Origin of the sequence: Pedobacter hiemivivus (assembly GCF_004331685.1) — a bacterium.
Classification (GTDB): domain Bacteria; phylum Bacteroidota; class Bacteroidia; order Sphingobacteriales; family Sphingobacteriaceae; genus Pedobacter; species Pedobacter hiemivivus.
Map to the genome: position 1 here is coordinate 1 of NZ_SJSM01000042.1, position 18,389 is coordinate 18,389.

The following is an 18,389-nucleotide window of genomic DNA, read 5'->3' on the forward strand; positions in this document are numbered from 1 at the left end:
CGCTCATTCCTGCTTTTATAGCCCGGATGACCGACCGCTTTTCTCCGGCGGTATAACGCTTGTGCTTGGCTATGCCTGAACCATATTTGGCTATCCAATCAATGAGCGTACCGGGGCTCATACCATAATCATTTACCAGATCTCTGCGAGGAACGCCTTGTTCCGCCAGATCAACAATATGCGCTATTAAACGCTTATCAAAGCGCTGTTTATTATTCCTACGAGAGGAATAAAGAAATTCCGTTTCTTTTGTTTCCATACACTGTTTTTAGTGTATAGCTTTTTTAGGAATCGACATTGAAACTCCTTTCCAACTCCTAAGCGCGCAACACCATCCCTGAAGGGAAACCAAAGGACAGTAAAGGCGTCTTTTTATAATTGTATTTTTACATCTTTGTAAGAAATGAGACTCCCGATATACAGTTCAAGGCACTTTATTGTCATAGGAATATTTATGTTTCTGTGCTTTGCAGGGATATGGCAGTTTATGTCGGGTAAGCTGAGCAAGCATACAGAACAGATTAGTATAGAGTTGGCGACAAAAATATACCAGCTAAAATCTAATATCATGCGCAATGAATTTGAGGGATTTACAAAAGGAATTGTTAATTCCGAAACGGTCCTGCCTGAGATTCATACTAAAAAAGAGTTTTTAGCTCATGAAGGAACAATAGAAGCGCTGTTGCTCAGTCATCCAAAAATAAATAAAGGCTGGTATGCCATCGCCAGTAAAAATGATACCGTTTACAAATCGATCCATAAAGATGGTCAGACCTACCACCATACCCCGATTCTAAAACATCAGAAAGACTGGATCCACAACCAACTTAGCCATAAAGAGACCACAGGAAATGTCGGGACATTGGTTTCCGTAACAGATACCTTACACTGGTTAATCGCCTCAAGGCATAAACTCGCAGACTCATCAGTATTGATGTTTGGTCTGGATATTAACCTTAAAAAACTTCAACAATATTTATGGAGTGTAGACACTATTGGTCGCGCTTATGCATTTATAACCGATGAAAAAGGTTATTTTGTAACCAACCAAATTGAAAACCTAATCGGCACAAAAATGCCTGTGCCGGTAAATCCGTTGCTTGGAAAAATCCTCCTGGCGGATAGTATCAGCAGTTACGAAATTGTAACCTCATCCTATTTACAGCTCCCTGTTGTGCGCTATTACACGCCATTAAACATTACCGGCATGAACTGGACAATGGTCATTGACACGCCAGTTTTGACTGTAGATGAGGATGTAAGAATTATTGAAAAGTACATGATGGTCATGTTCATCTCTGCAGCATTAATTATATTGTTACTGATTTCCTGGTCGCAGGCCAAATGGCAGAAGGAATTTACCCTTCGCCAACAGTTGGAGATGAACCGCAAGGAATTATCCCTTGAAAAACAAGCCTTAAGCCTGGTTGCCGAACGTCAGCAAAAGGACAATGCTTTGCTGCAACTCAATACACTTAAAGAGAAAGTAAACCCGCATTTCCTTTTCAATTCTTTAAGCTCATTAAACGCACTGATTGCACAGAACCCTGAGCTTGCACAATCTTTTGTGGTAAAATTATCAAGGGTATATCGCTACGTACTCGAATCTTACCCAAATGGTTTAGCAACCGTTGCCGAAGAGCTTCGTTTTGTAAATGAATATTTCTTCCTATTAAAGATCAGATTTGGTGATGCACTTGAACCATTGGATTTGCAAATTTCTGAAGCCCACCTGCAAGAGCACATTCCATTTATGAGTTTGCAGACCTTGATCGAAAACGCTGTAAAACACAATATGCTATCGAAAGAGAAGCCGCTTAAGATCAGTATTGAAAGCCAGGGCGATTTTATTGTAGTCACCAATAACCTCCAGTTACGCAGCGATGTAAGGGATTCGAGTAAGCAAGGTCTGAATTATCTTCAGAGTACTTATGCCTATTTTGGTACAGGGCAGTTGAAGTATGGTACGGAAGGCCAACGCTACAAATGTTACCTCCCGGTGCTACAAGTCCCTGAAGCTTAACGAACGGATAACGTTTAGTTAACATTTTTTTCACTCCTTAAAACTGCGCTTTCACTCTATTGAATGAGGTAGCCCACGCGTTATAATTTCATAATACGCAAACATTCAGGCATTTTAGATTTATGATTTTAAATAAGACTTCGCTTATAGCTTTATTTATTCTTATCTCTGTGATTGGTGTAAATGCGCAAACTTCTAAAAAACTTCCTAAAGTTGCAGCAAAAAAGCTCAGCACTGATTCGCTAAAAAAGAAAGCGGCTCAGGATACGACTAAAAAAAACACTTTAAAGGATTATAAAACCCTGTTAAAGAAAGCAAAAACTGTCAATGGCATTTTCAAAGTACATCAGGTAGAAACGGATTACTACTTTGAGATCCCATTAAGACTGATGGATAAAGACTTTTTGGTAGTCAACAAAATCTCTTCTGTTCCTATGGCCATTAATGAAGCTGGCGTAAACAAAGGAATGAACTACGAGAATAAAGTAATTCGTTTTCATCCAAATATATTAGCAAAAACTGTTTGGGTAAAAACCATTGTTCCACAGGTAGAATCACCTGCAGGAGATGCCATTACACAATCCGTAAAGGATAATTTTGTAGGTTCAGTCATTGAGTCTTTTAAAATCGAAGCCTACTCCCCTGATTCATCAGCGATAGTGATTAAAGTTAATAAAGTATTTGATGGTACCGAAAAAAGCTTCAACGATGTATTTACCAATATAGGTTTGGGTACAAGTCCAAAACCATCATTATCTGCCATTGAGCATATTAAAAGTTTCCCACAAAATGTCGTGGTACGTTCTTTAATGAGCACATCGGTTACAGAGGGGCAAAGCACCATTGCCATCAGTGTTGCAGTAACGACCAATATATTGTTGTTACCTGAAACACCAATGAAACCCCGCTTTGCAGACAATAGAGTTGGCTATTTCAGCACCCCTAGATGGTATTTTTCAGATGCCCAACAAAAACTGGAAACCAGAGAACTGATTACCAAATGGAAGTTGGAGCCTAAACCGGCAGACAGAGCACGTTATTTAAAAGGTGAACTGGTAGAGCCAGCTAAACCTATCGTATTTTATATAGACCCATCTACTCCAAAACAATGGAGATCATATATCATTGATGGTATACACGACTGGCAAAAAGCTTTTGAAGCCGCTGGTTTCAAAAATGCTATACAAGCTAAATTGGTTACCGACTCTGCTGATTTTGATGGCGATGATATTCGTTATTCTGTAGTTACCTACGCAGCATCTCCAAAATCAAACGCTATGGGCCCTGCAGTAGTAGATCCTCGTTCAGGTGAGATTCTGGAATCAGATGTGATCTGGTGGCACAATGTGATGACTTCTTTACAATACTGGATGCGTGTACAAACAGGCATTATTGATAGCGGAGCAAGAAAAAACAACTTCAGCGTAGAGCAAATGGGGCATGCGATCCGTTTTGTATCCTCGCATGAAATCGGTCATACCTTAGGCTTAAAACATAACATGGGCGCCTCTGTGGCCTATCCTGTAGATTCATTGCGTTCGCCAGCCTACACTTCCAAAATGGGTGGAACAGCGCCTTCTATTATGGATTATGCACGTTTCAACTATGTAGCGCAACCAGAAGATCAGGTGACTAACATTACGCCGCAAATTGGTGTATATGATAAATATGCGATTGCGTGGGGATACAGGTGGCTAGATACTCAAGACCCACGGAAAGAACTGGAAACACAAAAAGAGTGGATCAAGGCGCATGAGAATGATCCTTTGTACCACTATGGTGAGCAGCAAAGCACCATAGTAGATCCAAGAGCACAGTCGGAAGATTTGGGTGACAATGCCATGAAAGCCAGTGAATATGGATTAAAAAATCTAAAACGTTTGGTTCCTCAAATTTTAAACTGGGCAGCTGAACCTGGAGATTCTTATTACCAGGCGGGGAAACTTTACATGGCTACAGTATGGCAATGGAATACCTATGCAGACCATGTGATGGCCAACATTGGTGGCTATTACCTGGAACACCCTGTAGCTGGTGATGGTAAAAAAGCTTATACGCCAGTACCTAAAGCTATACAGGTAGAAGCGATGAACTATTTGAAGAAAGAGCTATTCAATCTTCCAGAATGGTTGTTTAAACCAGCCTTATTGTCTAGTACGTTTGCCATCAAGGATACCCCTCTTGGACCTTTTGAATACGGACCTTATAATTTAAAACGTGAACAACAATCATCCTTGATGTACAATTTAGTAGCAGATGATCGTTTATTAAGGTTATTGGAGATGGAAACCATTTATGGTAAAGATAACGTATATACGGTTACGGAACTGCTGAGAGAGATTAGAGAGACATCGTTTAAACAGACGCTAAAAGGCAAATCATTATCGCTTGATGAGCGAATGACTCAACAAAACTACGTGGATGTTTTATTGGTAAGTGCTGACAAACTGATGGAGAAAGTGAACAAAAAGTCACTTCAACCGTTGGTTAAAAATAACCTACCTGAATTGTGCGACCTTACTCCTCGTGCTTTTCAAGACAACACTGCTGTTAAAGGTGATGAGCTTAGAAATATTCATGTGAGCTCTATGACCAGGACATCTGATGTGGCTTCGGCAAAAAGAGGCGAACTGATAAAAATCCTAACCCTTTTAGAAAAGAACAAAACCAACGGTGATGAGGAAACAAGGAGCCATTATATGGACTTGATGCTTAGAATCCGTCAAAGTTTGAAAATCAATTAAACCATCAATATATTAGTACAAATGAATAAACTTTTAATATTCTTTATCCTGCTCTCCCTTAGCCTTAAAGGCTATAGCCAGGAACAAACCACAGTTACCGGTACGGTACTGTCGGAAGAAGATGGAAAACCCATTCCTGGGGCTTCTGTTTTCGTAGATAAATCAGGGATTGGCGAGCAGTCGAGTCCAGGCGTGATCCAGAACACTGTGATTGGTGCGATGACAGATATAGATGGCCACTTTACGTTAAAAGTTCCTGCCGGAACTACTTATTTAAAAGTGAGCTATATGGGTTATGCCACGGCCATGGTAAACATTACCAATAAAACTAAGGTTACTGTTTCATTAGTAAATGATGACAAAGCCTTAAATGAAGTTATTGTAACCGGTTACGCAGACATTCAAAAACGTAAAAACACAACTTCGGTAGCGAAATTAGATTATGAGAAGGTTCGTCAGAGTGGTGTATCTAGTATTGATCAGATGCTACAAGGACAGGTTGCAGGAGTTTCTGTAACGAGCTTAACTGGTGGTCCATCTGCAGCACCAAAAATCCGCATCAGAGGTACAGTATCGTTAAATGGTTCACAAGATCCACTATGGGTATTGGACGGATTACCGCTTGAAGGTACAAATATGCCTAAGCTTCTTGATAAAGACAACATTGATGAGTTACGTAACTTACCATTAGCGGGTATCAACCCTGATGATATTGCTGACATTACCATCCTTAAGGATGCTGCTGCTACCGCTATTTATGGTGCAAGAGCTGCTAATGGCGTAATTTTAATTACGACCAAAAAAGGTAAAAAAGGGCCTATGGCTATAAATTTCAGTGCCAATAGCTTTATTGCTGAGCGTCCGGATTTCAGTAAGCTGAACCTAATGAATGCAACGGAGAAAGTTGATTTCGAATTGGGAATGGCTTCAAGATCAGACCTTGATTACAGAGATAACCTTGGTTCAGTATCAAGAATATTAAAAAAAACAGGCGAACTGGCAGCATATCGTGCTAATGGTTTCTCAGGGTTAAAAGCCAGTACACAAGAGCAGATTAATGCATTGAGAACTGCAAACACGGACTGGGGAAAAGAATTATACCAATCAGCCGTTAACCAGCAATACACATTGGGTCTATCTGGAGGAACGGATCAGGCAAATTACTATTTCTCAGGAGGTTATTACAATGAAAAAGGTTCGACCATTGGTACTGGTCTGACAAGATACAATACTACTTTAAAAACGGACTTTACGATCTCCCCTAAGTTAAAAGTAGGCGTGGCATTATTTGGATCCGTAACTAATCAAAAAAACTATTTAACAGAAACTGGTGCCTTTACTAACCCATCTCGTTACGTTAGAAATGTGAATCCATATTTAACGCCAAGAGATGCAAATGGTGCGTACGTTTATGACCCGGATATTCAGGGTGCCTCAAGTTTTAGCGGAGACATTTTTGTGCCCTTCAACATTCTTGAGGAACGTGAAAATACCAGGTATAATCTGAGCAGCAAAAGTTTTAAAGGAATATTTGACGTCAACTACAAGATTATTAAAGACCTGAATTTCCGTTCGGAAATGGGTTTACAATTTGAGGAGAATGGTTCTGAAAAGTACGGTAGTGCTGATACTTACTTTGTACGTAAAATGCGTGAAGGTACCAGATATTATAATTCTGCTACTAAAAAATATGAGTATTTCCTTCCTCAGGGTGGTGTAATCCAGAACGGGAATACTTCTTTCTTCCAGTATAACTGGAAAAACATATTCGAGTACAATAAAGTCATCAATGAGAAGCATGAGATTGAAGCCCTTGCTGGTGCAGAAATCCGCAGAACTAAGAATGAGTTGATCAATACAAAAGGTTTTGGTTATAACGACCGCACCTTAACCAATCAAAACATTGTATTCCCAAAACCAAGTGATGCGGCCAACGCGAACTATAGAGGATACCAAAAAACCTCCGTTGAGAACGCTTATGCCTCATTTTATGGTACGATTTCTTACACTTATGATAGAAAATACACCTTATATGGAAGTATCCGTTACGATGGATCCGATCTATTTGGTGTAGATCCTAAATACAGATTTTTACCTATTTACTCGATATCAGGTGCCTGGAATGCCAAAGAAGAAAACTTCCTTAAAGACGTAAACTGGCTATCTAACTTACGCCTGAGATCATCTTATGGTTTACAGGGAAATATCGACAAAAACACCAGCCCATACGTTGTAGGAACTTATGAAAGTGGAAGTATACTACCAGGTGGAAATGAAGAGAGCATAGTTGTAACCAGTCCGCCCAACCAAAAGTTACGTTGGGAAAAAACAGCAACGTTTAATGCTGCTGTAGACCTTGGCTTGTTTAACAATGCGGTACAGGTAACCATGGAATACTACAACAGAAATAGTAAAGACCTGATTGGTGTTCAGGAGCTGTCGTTAGAGAATGGTTTCGACTTTACCAATTCCAATTGGGCACAAGTCAATAACAGAGGATTAGAGTTCAGTATCTCAACCAGGAACATCACTACCAAAAATTTCTCGTGGTCGACAGATTTTAACATCGCACACAACAAGAGCAAAGTAGTAAGAGAAAAAGCTAGCTTACAATCATTCGCCCCTTCTAAAGAAGGTTACTCGGTAAACTCGTTGTTTGTCATTAAAACAGCAGGTTTAGATGCGAATGGTATCCCTCAGTTTCTTCAGAATGGCAATGTGGTTTCGATGGAGCAATTTTACAAACTATTTGATCCCTTTGCTGGCGGAGACCTGGCAGGCTTTTTATCTCAAAGTAGCTTGACCAATAAAGAATACCAGGGTTTATTTACATATGCGGGCGACCGTGACCCGAAATACACAGGAGGTATAGTTAACCGTTTCAGTTATCGTAATTTCGATCTTTCCATAGCAGCAAGTTTCAACCTTGATCAAATGGTTTCAGCTAATCCACTGTTTAACCCGGCGAAGATGGATCGTGGACAGAATTACAGTAAACTTGTTTTAAATGCATGGAGCCCAACAAACACTAGTAGCACTATCCCAGGATTTATTGGTAGTTATACGGATGGAGGCAGCAGATGGATGGCCAACAACTGGTTAAACGATGGTGATCCTGCAAACTCATTCAACAACCTGGATATCTGGGCTAAAAAAATGAGCTACTTAAGGGTGAACAGTATTCGTTTCGGTTATAGCTTACCAGCTAAGTTAGCCGGTAAAGTAAAAGCAAATAACTTACGAATCAGTGTTGAAGGCCGAAACATGCTAGTATTCGGATCAAACTATGATGGTTATTTCGACCCAGAAACATATGGTAATATTTATGCTCAACCAATCACAAAAAGCATATCTATTGGTTTAAATGCAACTTTTTAATGCAAAATCAGATGAAGAAATTAATCATATTAAGTGCTGTCCTGCTTTCATTAAGCATCAGCAGCTGTAAAAAATATTTAGACATTGAACCAGTTGGAAAGGTAATCCCTACCACTGTTGAAGATTTCAGAGCATTGATGACCTCTGCCTACTTAGGCTTTCCTAAGCATAAAGCCTTATTGGCCTTCCGTACAGACGAGCTGACTTTGAATAATGACAATGATAATTTTTCAGCAGTAAAGGATATCTACTCATGGAAAGATGCTGGTCAGGATGGCTTAACTGCCCCTTTCCCATACATCACATTTTATAAAAGTATTTTTTATACGAATCAGGTAATTGCTGATGTAGAGGCTAAAGCAGGTAAATCAGCAGAGACTGCACAATTGAAAGCTGAAGCTTATCTTTTAAGAGCTTATGCACATTTTGAGTTGCTAAACATGTACGCTAAACCTTACAACAGTGCTACAGCAAGCACAGACAGAGGCGTTCCAATTTCTACTACTATTGATATAGAACAGAAATTCCCAGTGGCTACCATAGAAGCGGTTTACAATCAGATTTTCTCTGATTTAGCAGCTGGTCAGCAGTTATTGACTGTAGATAAATGGGATAGCGGTAAAAACTATCGCTTTAGCAAAAGAGCAGCGCTTGCTTTATCCGCAAGAATCTACGAATTCAGAAATGAGTGGGATAAAGCATTAACTACGGCACAGGCAGTGCTCACAATTAACAATGAATTAGAAGATCTGAATGTTGCGGGCAGCCTATTGCCAAACGATTACAAGTCAAAAGAAAACATCATGTCACTTGAGGAGGTAATGGATTCGAGAACGTCTAATTCATCATACATTTCAGCTCATCTATTGGGTATATATGATCAAACCAATGATTTACGTTTCCATAAGTATTTCAACATCCAAGATTTAAACTATGTTTCTGTAAAAGGAAATTCTGATGCATTGAAAATTACTTTCCGCAACGGAGAGATGTATTTAATCGCCGCAGAAGCAGCTTTACAAACTGGAAAAAACGATGTAGCCTTACAACGCTTACTGGACTTGAAAGCTAAACGCTTAACACCAACTTATTTTCAGGCTGAAAAAACTAAAATATCTGGTTTGACAGCACCTAATCTTATGAAAGAGATATTAGCTGAACGCGAGCGTGAACTAGCTATTGAAGGTCACAGATGGTATGATTTAAGACGTTATGGTCAGCCTCAAATCACCCATACTATAGGTACAGACAATTTTGTGCTTATACAAAACGATCCAAGGTATACCATTCGTTTCCCTAAAGATGCCATTGCAAACAATCCAGGTTTGCAATAATCTTTAAAGCGCCAAAGGAATTTAAACTCCGGTCTGTATTTTTCAGACCGGAGTTTTTTTTTTACTTTTACACTCAAGCATAAAAATTAATGAGGGTATTAATTATTGAGGATGAAGAATTGGCAGCGGATACACTGCAGAAAACCCTCATGCACATTAATCCCAACATCCAAGTACTGGCTATTTTAGGCACCATAGAGGCCGCTGTAGCTTGGTTAAAGAAAAATACTGCCGACTTGCTGTTCATGGACATTCACCTTGGCGACGGCGAAAGTTTCCAGATTTTTCAACAGGTGACTGTAAATAGTCCGGTTATCTTTACCACGGCTTATGATCAATACACACTAAAAGCCTTTAAGAATCAAGGCATCGACTATCTATTGAAACCTTTTGATGAGGATGATGTACGTGTGGCTTTGGCTAAGCTAAATACCATACGCAACGCCTCAGAACTAACACTTCCTCAAATGCAACCAGAGCTTCCGACAGGTAAGCTACGGAATAGGTTTATGGTTAAAATGGGTAAGTTGATTAAGACTGTTCAATCGGAAGATGTGGCTTACTTTATGGCTGATGATAAATACCTTTTCCTGGTTACTAAAGATCAGCAAAACTACATCATTGAAGAAACCATTAGCAGTCTGGAGCCACAATTGGATTCTGCTGATTTCTTCAGAGTAAACCGAAAATTCATCATCAACATCGATGCAATTAAAGAGATGTACAAACTCTCAAGAAACCGGGTAAGGATTGTACTTAACCCCGCTCCTGCTGATGGAATTGAGGTAATTGTTAGCGAAGAACGTGCCGAGGCATTTAAAAATTGGCTTGATCTATAGGCCTTCCATCCCGTTTAACACATACAATTTGTAGTCCTTTCGTTAAAATATCATTAAAATTTGCATTCCTCGTCTATACATCGTAATATTGCAATATATAATTATGGGACTTACTAAATCAGAAATATTTACAGCAGAGCAAAACCAACTTTCACAGTTGCTGAAAGCAATGGCACATCCTGCACGTATCGCAATTTTGCAGCAGATTATTTCTGCCAATGCGTGTATTTGCGGTGATCTGGTAGAAGAACTTGGTTTAGCGCAAGCCACCATATCTCAACATTTAAAGGAGCTTAAAAACGCAGGTATCATTCAGGGAACCATTGAAGGTGTAACCGTTTGCTACTGCATTAATCCTACAACATGGAAATTATTAGAAACACAATTAGGCGCATTTTTGGGTTCGTTTAAAGATCCAAAAGGCTGCTGTTAACCTTTTTTTACTCAAATCAATCGTAAAATTGCAATATTATGAACACAACAGAATTAACTACCTGGAGCACTTTTAAAACTGCTTTAATACAGCATCCTGAATTGACACTTCAATTTCAATATGCCCAAGATAAGTGGGTAGATGCTTCTTACCACATCACTGAAATTAAACAAGCTCCAATTGTCTCTGTAGACTGCGGAGGTGTAATGAACTCATGGACAGAAATCATTGTACAACTTTGGGAGCCTACAGTAAAAGAAAGTGACAGAGCAATGCAGGTTAACAAAGCGCTATCTATCATTACGCTAGTAGAAAAAAGCTTACCACTTAACCCTATAGCTATTGTAAAAATAGAATTTGGCAACTCCGCTTTCGATACCCGCCAAATGTATCCTGGTGATATCACCATTGAAGGGGATAATCTCGTTGTTAACCTAAGTCCTGATTTTACACAATGTAAAGCCATTAACAGAGGTGGAAGTTGTGGAACTACAGATACCGGCGAGGAATGCTGCGCACCTGAAGCAAAAACAGAAAAACCTAAACTAGTAATGATGAACCTGGCAGCTAACGGAAATGTTTGTACTCCAGGATCAGGTTGCTGCTAACCAATAAGCCCATTATACAAAAATGAAAAAAGTATTAATATTATGTACCGGCAATAGCTGCCGTAGTCAGCTAGCCGAAGGATTTATCAGACATTTTGCAGGTGATACTGCAATCGTTTATAGCGCTGGAATCGAAACACACGGTGTGAATCCCAGCGCTATAGCTGTGATGGCTGAACGTGGAATTGATATTTCAAGCCATACTTCCAATAACGTTAGTGAATACGCAAACATAGACTTTGATTATGTGATTACGGTATGTGACAACGCCAAGGAAAGCTGTCCGTATTTCCCTACCAAAGCACAAAAGTTTCATTATAACTTCCCTGACCCGGCTAAAGCTACAGGAACGGAAACTGAGATTATGCAGGAATTCAGGCGCGTAAGAGACATGATTAAAGACTACTGTTCCGATTTCGTCAAAACGCACCTTAGCAACTAAAAACATCTTTATATGTTAGCAAACAACTGCCTGCCTGCGACCGATAGGAAAAAACTGAGCTTTTTAGATCGCTATTTAACTTTATGGATTTTCCTGGCCATGGGCTTAGGTATTGGTATTGGCTATTTTGTTCCTTCTTCGGCAGACTATATCAATTCTTTTTCAAGTGGATCAACTAACATTCCACTGGCCATTGGTCTGATCTTAATGATGTATCCCCCACTGGCAAAAGTAAGGTATGAGCAAATGGGAGCAGTGTTTAAGGACACCAAGGTATTAACTACATCGCTAGTCCTAAATTGGATTATAGGCCCCATACTCATGTTTGTCCTAGCCATTACCTTCTTAAAAGATTATCCAGAATACATGACAGGGCTCATTCTTATTGGGCTTGCCCGCTGTATCGCCATGGTGGTCGTATGGAATGAACTCGCAGAAGGAAACAGGGAGTACGCCGCTGGATTAATCGCCTTAAATAGCATTTTTCAAGTTCTATTTTATAGTATCCTTGCCTATTTCTTTATCACCGTATTACCGCCATGGTTTGGCATTCAAGGACTAGAAGTTAACATCTCCATCTTAGATATCGCCCAAAGTGTAGGTATTTATCTGGGCATCCCATTCATATTGGGCATCATAAGCCGCTACACTCTCATAAAATGGAAAGGTGAAGATTGGTTTCAGCATAGTTTTGTACCTATCATATCCCCTATCACCCTCATTGCGCTCCTGTTTACCATTGTAGTGATGTTTAGCTTAAAAGGAGAACTGATCGTCCAAATCCCCTTAGATGTCGCAAGAATTGCCGTTCCATTGCTGATTTACTTCGCCCTCATGTTTGTGATCAGCTTTTTTGCTGGAAAATACTTCGGCGCGGACTATTCAAAACGAACAGCAATCGCCTTCACCGCTACTGGAAACAATTTTGAATTGGCCATTGCCGTTGCGATTGGCGTATTCGGCATCAACTCAGGACAAGCTTTTGTCGGCGTTATCGGGCCATTAGTTGAAGTCCCAGCCTTAATCGCCTTGGTAAATCTGGCATTTTGGTTCAGAAAAAAATATCAATAAAATTGCTCCCTGCTTAAGAGAAAAATTACCTTCTCTGAAACGGCCTCAGCGTTCTTCGCTTCTTCAGCGAAGCAATGCAGCCGTAGAAGAGAACGGTTATTTTTATTTTTCGACACCAATTGAATTAAACTGCAACTCATACAACCTTTTATAATACCCATTCAGTTTAAGCAGTTCCTGGTGTGTCCCCATCTCTTTGATCTCCCCTTTATCCAGCACCAATATCTTATCCGCTTTCTGAATTGTAGAAAGACGGTGAGCAATTACAATAGACGTTCTACCCTGCATCAAATTCTCTATAGCCTGTTGGATCAGCATTTCCGTTTCCGTATCCACAGAAGAAGTGGCCTCATCCAATACTAAAATAGAAGGATTATACACCAGTGCACGAATAAACGAAATCAGCTGAGCTTGTCCGGCAGAAAGCGTAGCCCCACGTTCCATTACATTGTACTGGTAACCTCCAGGCAGACGCATTATAAAATCATGGGCACCTACTTTTTTAGCCGCATCAACAACCTCTTCCATTGTGATAGCCATATTATTCAGCGTGATGTTGTTGAAGATCGTATCAGAAAATAGAAATACATCCTGCAAAACAGTAGCGATATTACTGCGCAGATAATTGAGCTCATAGTCCTGGATCTTTACTCCATCGACCTTTATTACTCCCTTCTGGATCTCATAAAATCGATTCAGGATATTGATCGTAGAAGATTTTCCTGCACCAGTAGCTCCAACAAGAGCAATGGTTTTTCCGGCCGGCACTTCGAAAGAAATATCTTTGAGCACATAATTTTCCTCATTATAAGCAAACCACACTTTATCGAAAGAAATGGCGCCTTTCATTTGCTCAGGTACAAATGATCCCTTATTTTCCGTTACCTCATCCGTATCCAGCACTTTAAAAACACGTTCGGCACCAACCATTCCCATTTGCAGAGTATTAAATTTATCAGCAAGCTCTCGAATTGGTCTGAACAGCATGTTGATGTACAAAATAAACTCAGCAATAATACCCGGTGTTACCGTTAAAGGTTTAGATAAGATACTTCTTGAACCATACCATACCAATAAGCCTAATGATACGGCTGAAATAATCTCAACAACCGGAAAGAAAATAGAATAATACCAATTAGAGCGGATATTTGCATCGCGGTAACGCGCATTGATCTTTACAAACTTTTTATACTCCTGCTCTTCACGGGCAAAATATTGAATGATAGAAACCCCAGAAATGTGCTCTTGCAAGTAAGTGTTAAGATTAGACACTTCAGTACGAATTTCCTGAAAGGCAGACTTAATCGCCTTTTGGAAAACAGAGGTCGCCACAATCAACAATGGCATTGGCAGCAATACCACGAGGGTTAATGCCCAATCTTTATAAACCATTACCCCAATGATCACGATAACCATTAGAATATCGCCAATAATCACAATTAGTCCCTCTGAGAAGATTTCGGCGATGGTTTCAAGGTCTGAAACTGTACGAGTGATCAACTGTCCAATGGGTGTATTATCAAAATATTTAAGCCTTAGCTTGGTGATGTGATTGAAGACATTGATCCTTAAATCTCGAATGGCCGACTGCCCCAAAGTATTAGTTAGTAGAGTATGGCTAAATTGTATCCCGGCTTGCAACACCAACAGTACCAGCATAAGGATAGTCATTCCCAATAAACCATTGTACTGATCCTTCATGATGTAATTATCCAGCGTATGCTGAATAAGAAACGGTCTGGCAGGTGCAATTAAAGCCAGCAATATGGTTAAAACAATAGACAGTATAAAGGTTTTGCGGTAAGGCTTTACGTATTGAAAAACCCTTTTCAATAAGCTTACATTAAACGCGTCACCAGCTATTCTAGACATATTTATTTTACAAAAGGATAAATTACATTTACTAAATATAAACCACAGGCAGGAACAGACTGACCTGCATTACTCCGGTTTTTACTTTCAACAATTTCTTTAAAATCGGCTAAATCAAGCTCTTTTTTACCAATTCTGATCAATGTCCCTACAATTGCGCGCACCATATTTCTTAAAAAGCGGTCGGCCCTTATGGTAAACTGTAAGCCTTCATCTTTCTTTTCAAAAAAGGCTTCCATGACTTTGCAGTTATTGGTAAAAGTTTGGGTATTTGATTTGCTGAAGCAGGAAAAATCAGTATAGCCCGACAACAGTTGAGCTGCTTCATTCATAGCTTCCATATCGAGTTCACCTTTATACAACCAGGAACGGTTGAGTTTAAAAGGATCCTTATGAAAATGAATCTGGTAATGATAAGCGCGTTCAGTAGCACCAAAACGTGCATGAGCTTCATGATCTACTTCAAAAACACGCTTTACAGCAATCTGGTAAGGCAACAGAGAATTGATCCCCGATACCGACCTTAATGGATCTGGTACCTTGGCTGTTATTTTTTCTCCAAATGCTTCTTCATTTGCAATTTCCAAATCGAAATGCGCATAAAACTGCGTAGCATGTACACCGCTATCTGTACGGCCACAGCCTAGCGAAGCAACTGGTTGCCTAAAATAAGTAGATAGCGCTTTATCCAGACATTCCTGTACAGTAGTGGCATTAGGCTGTATTTGCCAGCCATGATAAGCTGTGCCGTCGTACGACAATTCAATAAAATACCGTTGCATATTCAATTGTACAAAATTATCTTTTTAATCGGATATCGGATTGGTTACTATTTGCTTTTAATATATTTGTTGAAATTATTGAACTGATATGATACAACGCGTACAATCTATATGGCTACTTCTTGCTTCATTCACCTTGATCTGCCTGTTTTTTATTCCATTAATCACAAAAAGTGTAAATAACACAGAATATTTACTTTATATGGACGGGCAGTATCCATTGATTAAGGGGGCAAATGATGCAGCAATTGCGGTTACTCCTATTGGAGCAATGATCATAAATGGTGTGGCGGTATTATTATCACTAATCTGTATTTTTCAATTTAGAAACCGCGTGATGCAAAAGCGTTTAATCATGATCGACATGGTATTGATCATCGCTACAGCGGTATTATCAACGCTAAATGCTTCATTACTACCGGGTGGAATCAGTGGTTCATCTATCCATATTGGCTCTTCTTTATTTATTTTGGCACTTGTGTTTTGTATGCTTGCCATACGCGGAATTAGAAAAGATGAGCAATTATTAAGGTCGGCCGACAGACTCAGATAATTAATTGCCTGATTTTTATTTAGTTACAAAGGAGTAAAATACCAATAATTAAACTTACCTTTGCGGCTTAATAAATTATTATACATGATAAACCCATTTAGTAAATTGGGGATAAGTGATGACGTTGTTAATGCCGTAAAGGATTTAGGTTTCGAAAACCCAACTCCTATTCAGGAACAAAGTATTCCTGTACTGTTAGAGGGCAATAACGATTTTGTTGGTTTGGCCCAAACAGGAACAGGAAAAACAGCAGCATTTGGTTTGCCGCTGTTAGAATTGATAGACTTTAAGAGCAATAAGCCTCAGGCATTGATTTTATGCCCTACCAGAGAGCTTTGCTTGCAAATTACTAGCGACATCAAGAATTTCTCAAAAAACATCAGTGGTGCTAATGTCGTTGCCGTTTACGGTGGCGCAAATATTATGCAGCAGCTGCGTGAAATTAGAAACGGTGTACAAATTGTAGTGGCTACACCGGGCCGCATGTTGGACATTATTGGCCGTAAAGCTATAGATTTCAGTAACGTGAAATTTGTAGTGCTTGACGAAGCTGACGAAATGTTAAACATGGGTTTCCAGGAAGACATTAACGACATTTTGTCTACTACACCTGACGATAAAAAAACATGGTTATTCTCTGCAACTATGCCTCCTGAGGTAAGAAGAATAGCTAAGAACTACATGGACTCACCTGTTGAGTTAACCATGGGTACTAAAAATACTGGTAACGTAAATATCGAACATGAGTACTACATTGTACGTGCGAGAGATAAATACGCTGCTTTAAAACGTATTGTGGATTTCAATCCAGAAATTTTTGCAGTAGTTTTCTGTAAAACTAAACTGGATACACAAGATGTAGCTGAGCACTTAATTAAAGATGGTTACAATGCTGATGCTTTGCATGGTGACTTATCTCAGCAACAACGTGATAAGGTAATGCAACGTTTCCGCGACCGTAACATGCAGTTGTTAATTGCTACTGATGTTGCAGCCCGTGGTATCGATGTAAACAACGTTACTCACGTAATCAACTACTCTTTACCTGATGAAATTGAAAGTTATACCCACCGTAGTGGCCGTACTGGTCGTGCAGGTAAAACAGGTATTTCGATCTGTATCGTAAACTCGAAAGAGATTGGTAAAATCCGTCAGATTGAAAGAATCATTGGAAAATCGTTCACAAAAGCTGACCTTCCTACTGGTTTTGACGTTTGCGAGAAACAATTGTTTGCTTTGGTACACAAGGTTCACAATGTTGAGGTTAACGAAAGCCAAATTGAGCAGTACATGCCACGCATCATGGATGAGTTTGCTGAACTGAGCAAAGATGAGGTGATCAAACGTTTTGCATCTTTAGAGTTTAACCGCTTTTTAGAGTATTACAAAAACGCACCTGACCTCAACTCTTCTGCAGATGACAGAGGTGAACGTGGAGAACGTGGTGAGCGCGGAGAAAGAGGTCCAAGAAGCAGCGAAGGTTATACCCGTCTGTTTATTAACCTTGGTTCTGTTGATGATTTCACAAGAGGTGACTTGTTATCTTTTGTTTGCAACAACGGTAAAATCAGCGGAAAAGGCATTGGCAAAATTGACTTGAAAGGTGTTTATTCATTCTTCGAAGTTGAAAATGCTGCTGTTGAGTCGTTATTCAACAACTTTAAAGGTGTTGAGTTTAACAACCGCGGAGTAAGAATCGAAAAAACAGCTGATGGCGATGGTGGCGGCGGTGGCCGTAGTCGTGGTGGATTTGGTGGCGGTGGCAGACGCGAAGGCGGAAGTTACGGTGGCGGAAGACGCGAAGGCGGCGGCGGTGAGCGTAAAAGCTACGGCGGCGGTAACAAACGTGAAGGCGGTAACAGCGGTGGTGGTTTCAGAGATTTCTCTGGAAGAAGCCGCGAAGATAAAGGTGGAGCTGGAAGACGCGAAGGCGGAAATAGCGGTGGTGCTGATAGAAGACGTAGATCTTAATTAAACCCAACCAACATATTACAAAAAGGCCTCTGGAAATTCGAGGGCACTGAAAAAGTCCTTTTAAATATTTGGAGTCCAAAAAGAGCAGAAGAACTATGGTTATCTGCTCTTTTTTTGTACCTTAAAAGTAGGTTTTAAAAGGTGCCCAATGTTAGCTCATCAACAAAAGATTCAATTCAGTGCCTACTCAGGATTGTATGATTTGATCATTCCCAAAGACAATTTACTTCGAAAGATCAACGATCTAATAGACTTCAGTTTCATTTATGATGAACTGCTCGAGAAGTACTGCCACACCAATGGACGTACTGCGGAGAGTCCCATCCGTATGTTTAA

Annotated in this window: 14 protein-coding genes and 1 pseudogene; 12 read left to right on the forward strand and 3 right to left on the reverse strand. The window is 39.8% G+C overall.

Annotated features, from left to right (window positions below; all coding sequences use genetic code 11):
• A partial coding sequence (locus EZ444_RS26620) for a transposase (protein WP_165503623.1) occupies window positions 1-259 on the reverse strand: 259 nt, incomplete at its 3' end.
• A 144-nt stretch (window positions 260-403) separates the two neighbouring features.
• On the opposite strand from EZ444_RS26620, the gene EZ444_RS26625 reads away from it, so the two are divergent.
• From EZ444_RS26625 to arsB, 9 genes are all read left to right on the forward strand, one after another.
• A complete protein-coding gene (locus tag EZ444_RS26625) occupies window positions 404-2,023 on the forward strand; it encodes a sensor histidine kinase (protein ID WP_131612945.1) in 1,620 nt (539 codons plus the stop codon).
• Between the two features lie 122 nt (window positions 2,024-2,145).
• Window positions 2,146-4,767, forward strand: coding sequence for a zinc-dependent metalloprotease (locus tag EZ444_RS26630; protein ID WP_131612946.1), 2,622 nt, complete (start codon window positions 2,146-2,148; stop codon window positions 4,765-4,767).
• A 21-nt stretch (window positions 4,768-4,788) separates the two neighbouring features.
• Complete coding sequence (locus tag EZ444_RS26635) at window positions 4,789-8,145, forward strand: SusC/RagA family TonB-linked outer membrane protein (protein WP_131612947.1); 3,357 nt, start codon at window positions 4,789-4,791, stop codon at window positions 8,143-8,145.
• 11 nt (window positions 8,146-8,156) lie between these two features.
• Entirely contained in the window at window positions 8,157-9,479 is a 1,323-nt protein-coding gene (locus tag EZ444_RS26640; protein WP_131612948.1) for a RagB/SusD family nutrient uptake outer membrane protein, read from the forward strand.
• Window positions 9,480-9,568: 89 nt separating this feature from the next.
• Window positions 9,569-10,318 (forward strand): LytR/AlgR family response regulator transcription factor, encoded by a 750-nt coding sequence (locus EZ444_RS26645; RefSeq protein WP_131612949.1) that lies wholly within the window; start codon window positions 9,569-9,571, stop codon window positions 10,316-10,318.
• 103 nt (window positions 10,319-10,421) lie between these two features.
• Window positions 10,422-10,751: an ArsR/SmtB family transcription factor gene (locus EZ444_RS26650; protein WP_090784836.1), complete on the forward strand. Its 330-nt coding sequence runs from the start codon at window positions 10,422-10,424 to the stop codon at window positions 10,749-10,751.
• A gap of 38 nt (window positions 10,752-10,789) precedes the next feature.
• A complete protein-coding gene (locus EZ444_RS26655) occupies window positions 10,790-11,359 on the forward strand; it encodes a DUF6428 family protein (RefSeq protein ID WP_131612950.1) in 570 nt (189 codons plus the stop codon).
• A 22-nt stretch (window positions 11,360-11,381) separates the two neighbouring features.
• Window positions 11,382-11,801 (forward strand): arsenate reductase ArsC, encoded by a 420-nt coding sequence (locus tag EZ444_RS26660; RefSeq protein WP_131612951.1) that lies wholly within the window; start codon window positions 11,382-11,384, stop codon window positions 11,799-11,801.
• Window positions 11,802-11,813: 12 nt separating this feature from the next.
• Entirely contained in the window at window positions 11,814-12,872 is a 1,059-nt protein-coding gene (gene arsB, locus EZ444_RS26665) for an ACR3 family arsenite efflux transporter (RefSeq protein ID WP_131612952.1), read from the forward strand.
• A gap of 102 nt (window positions 12,873-12,974) precedes the next feature.
• Here the strand turns inward: arsB and EZ444_RS26670 are convergent, their stop codons facing one another.
• Together EZ444_RS26670 and truA are read right to left on the reverse strand one after the other, a co-directional pair.
• A complete protein-coding gene (locus tag EZ444_RS26670) occupies window positions 12,975-14,744 on the reverse strand; it encodes an ABC transporter ATP-binding protein (protein ID WP_205945357.1) in 1,770 nt (589 codons plus the stop codon).
• A gap of 2 nt (window positions 14,745-14,746) precedes the next feature.
• Window positions 14,747-15,526: a tRNA pseudouridine(38-40) synthase TruA gene (truA, locus tag EZ444_RS26675; protein ID WP_131612954.1), complete on the reverse strand. Its 780-nt coding sequence runs from the start codon at window positions 15,524-15,526 to the stop codon at window positions 14,747-14,749.
• An 88-nt stretch (window positions 15,527-15,614) separates the two neighbouring features.
• Between truA and EZ444_RS26680 the strand changes: the two genes are divergently transcribed.
• The 3 genes and pseudogenes from EZ444_RS26680 to EZ444_RS26690 all read left to right on the forward strand — a co-directional run.
• A complete protein-coding gene (locus EZ444_RS26680; RefSeq protein ID WP_131612955.1) occupies window positions 15,615-16,079 on the forward strand; it encodes a DUF4293 domain-containing protein in 465 nt (154 codons plus the stop codon).
• 84 nt (window positions 16,080-16,163) lie between these two features.
• Window positions 16,164-18,050: a DEAD/DEAH box helicase gene (locus tag EZ444_RS26685; RefSeq protein WP_205945359.1), complete on the forward strand. Its 1,887-nt coding sequence runs from the start codon at window positions 16,164-16,166 to the stop codon at window positions 18,048-18,050.
• A 151-nt stretch (window positions 18,051-18,201) separates the two neighbouring features.
• A pseudogene (locus tag EZ444_RS26690) lies at window positions 18,202-18,389 on the forward strand (IS5/IS1182 family transposase); the annotation flags it as partial.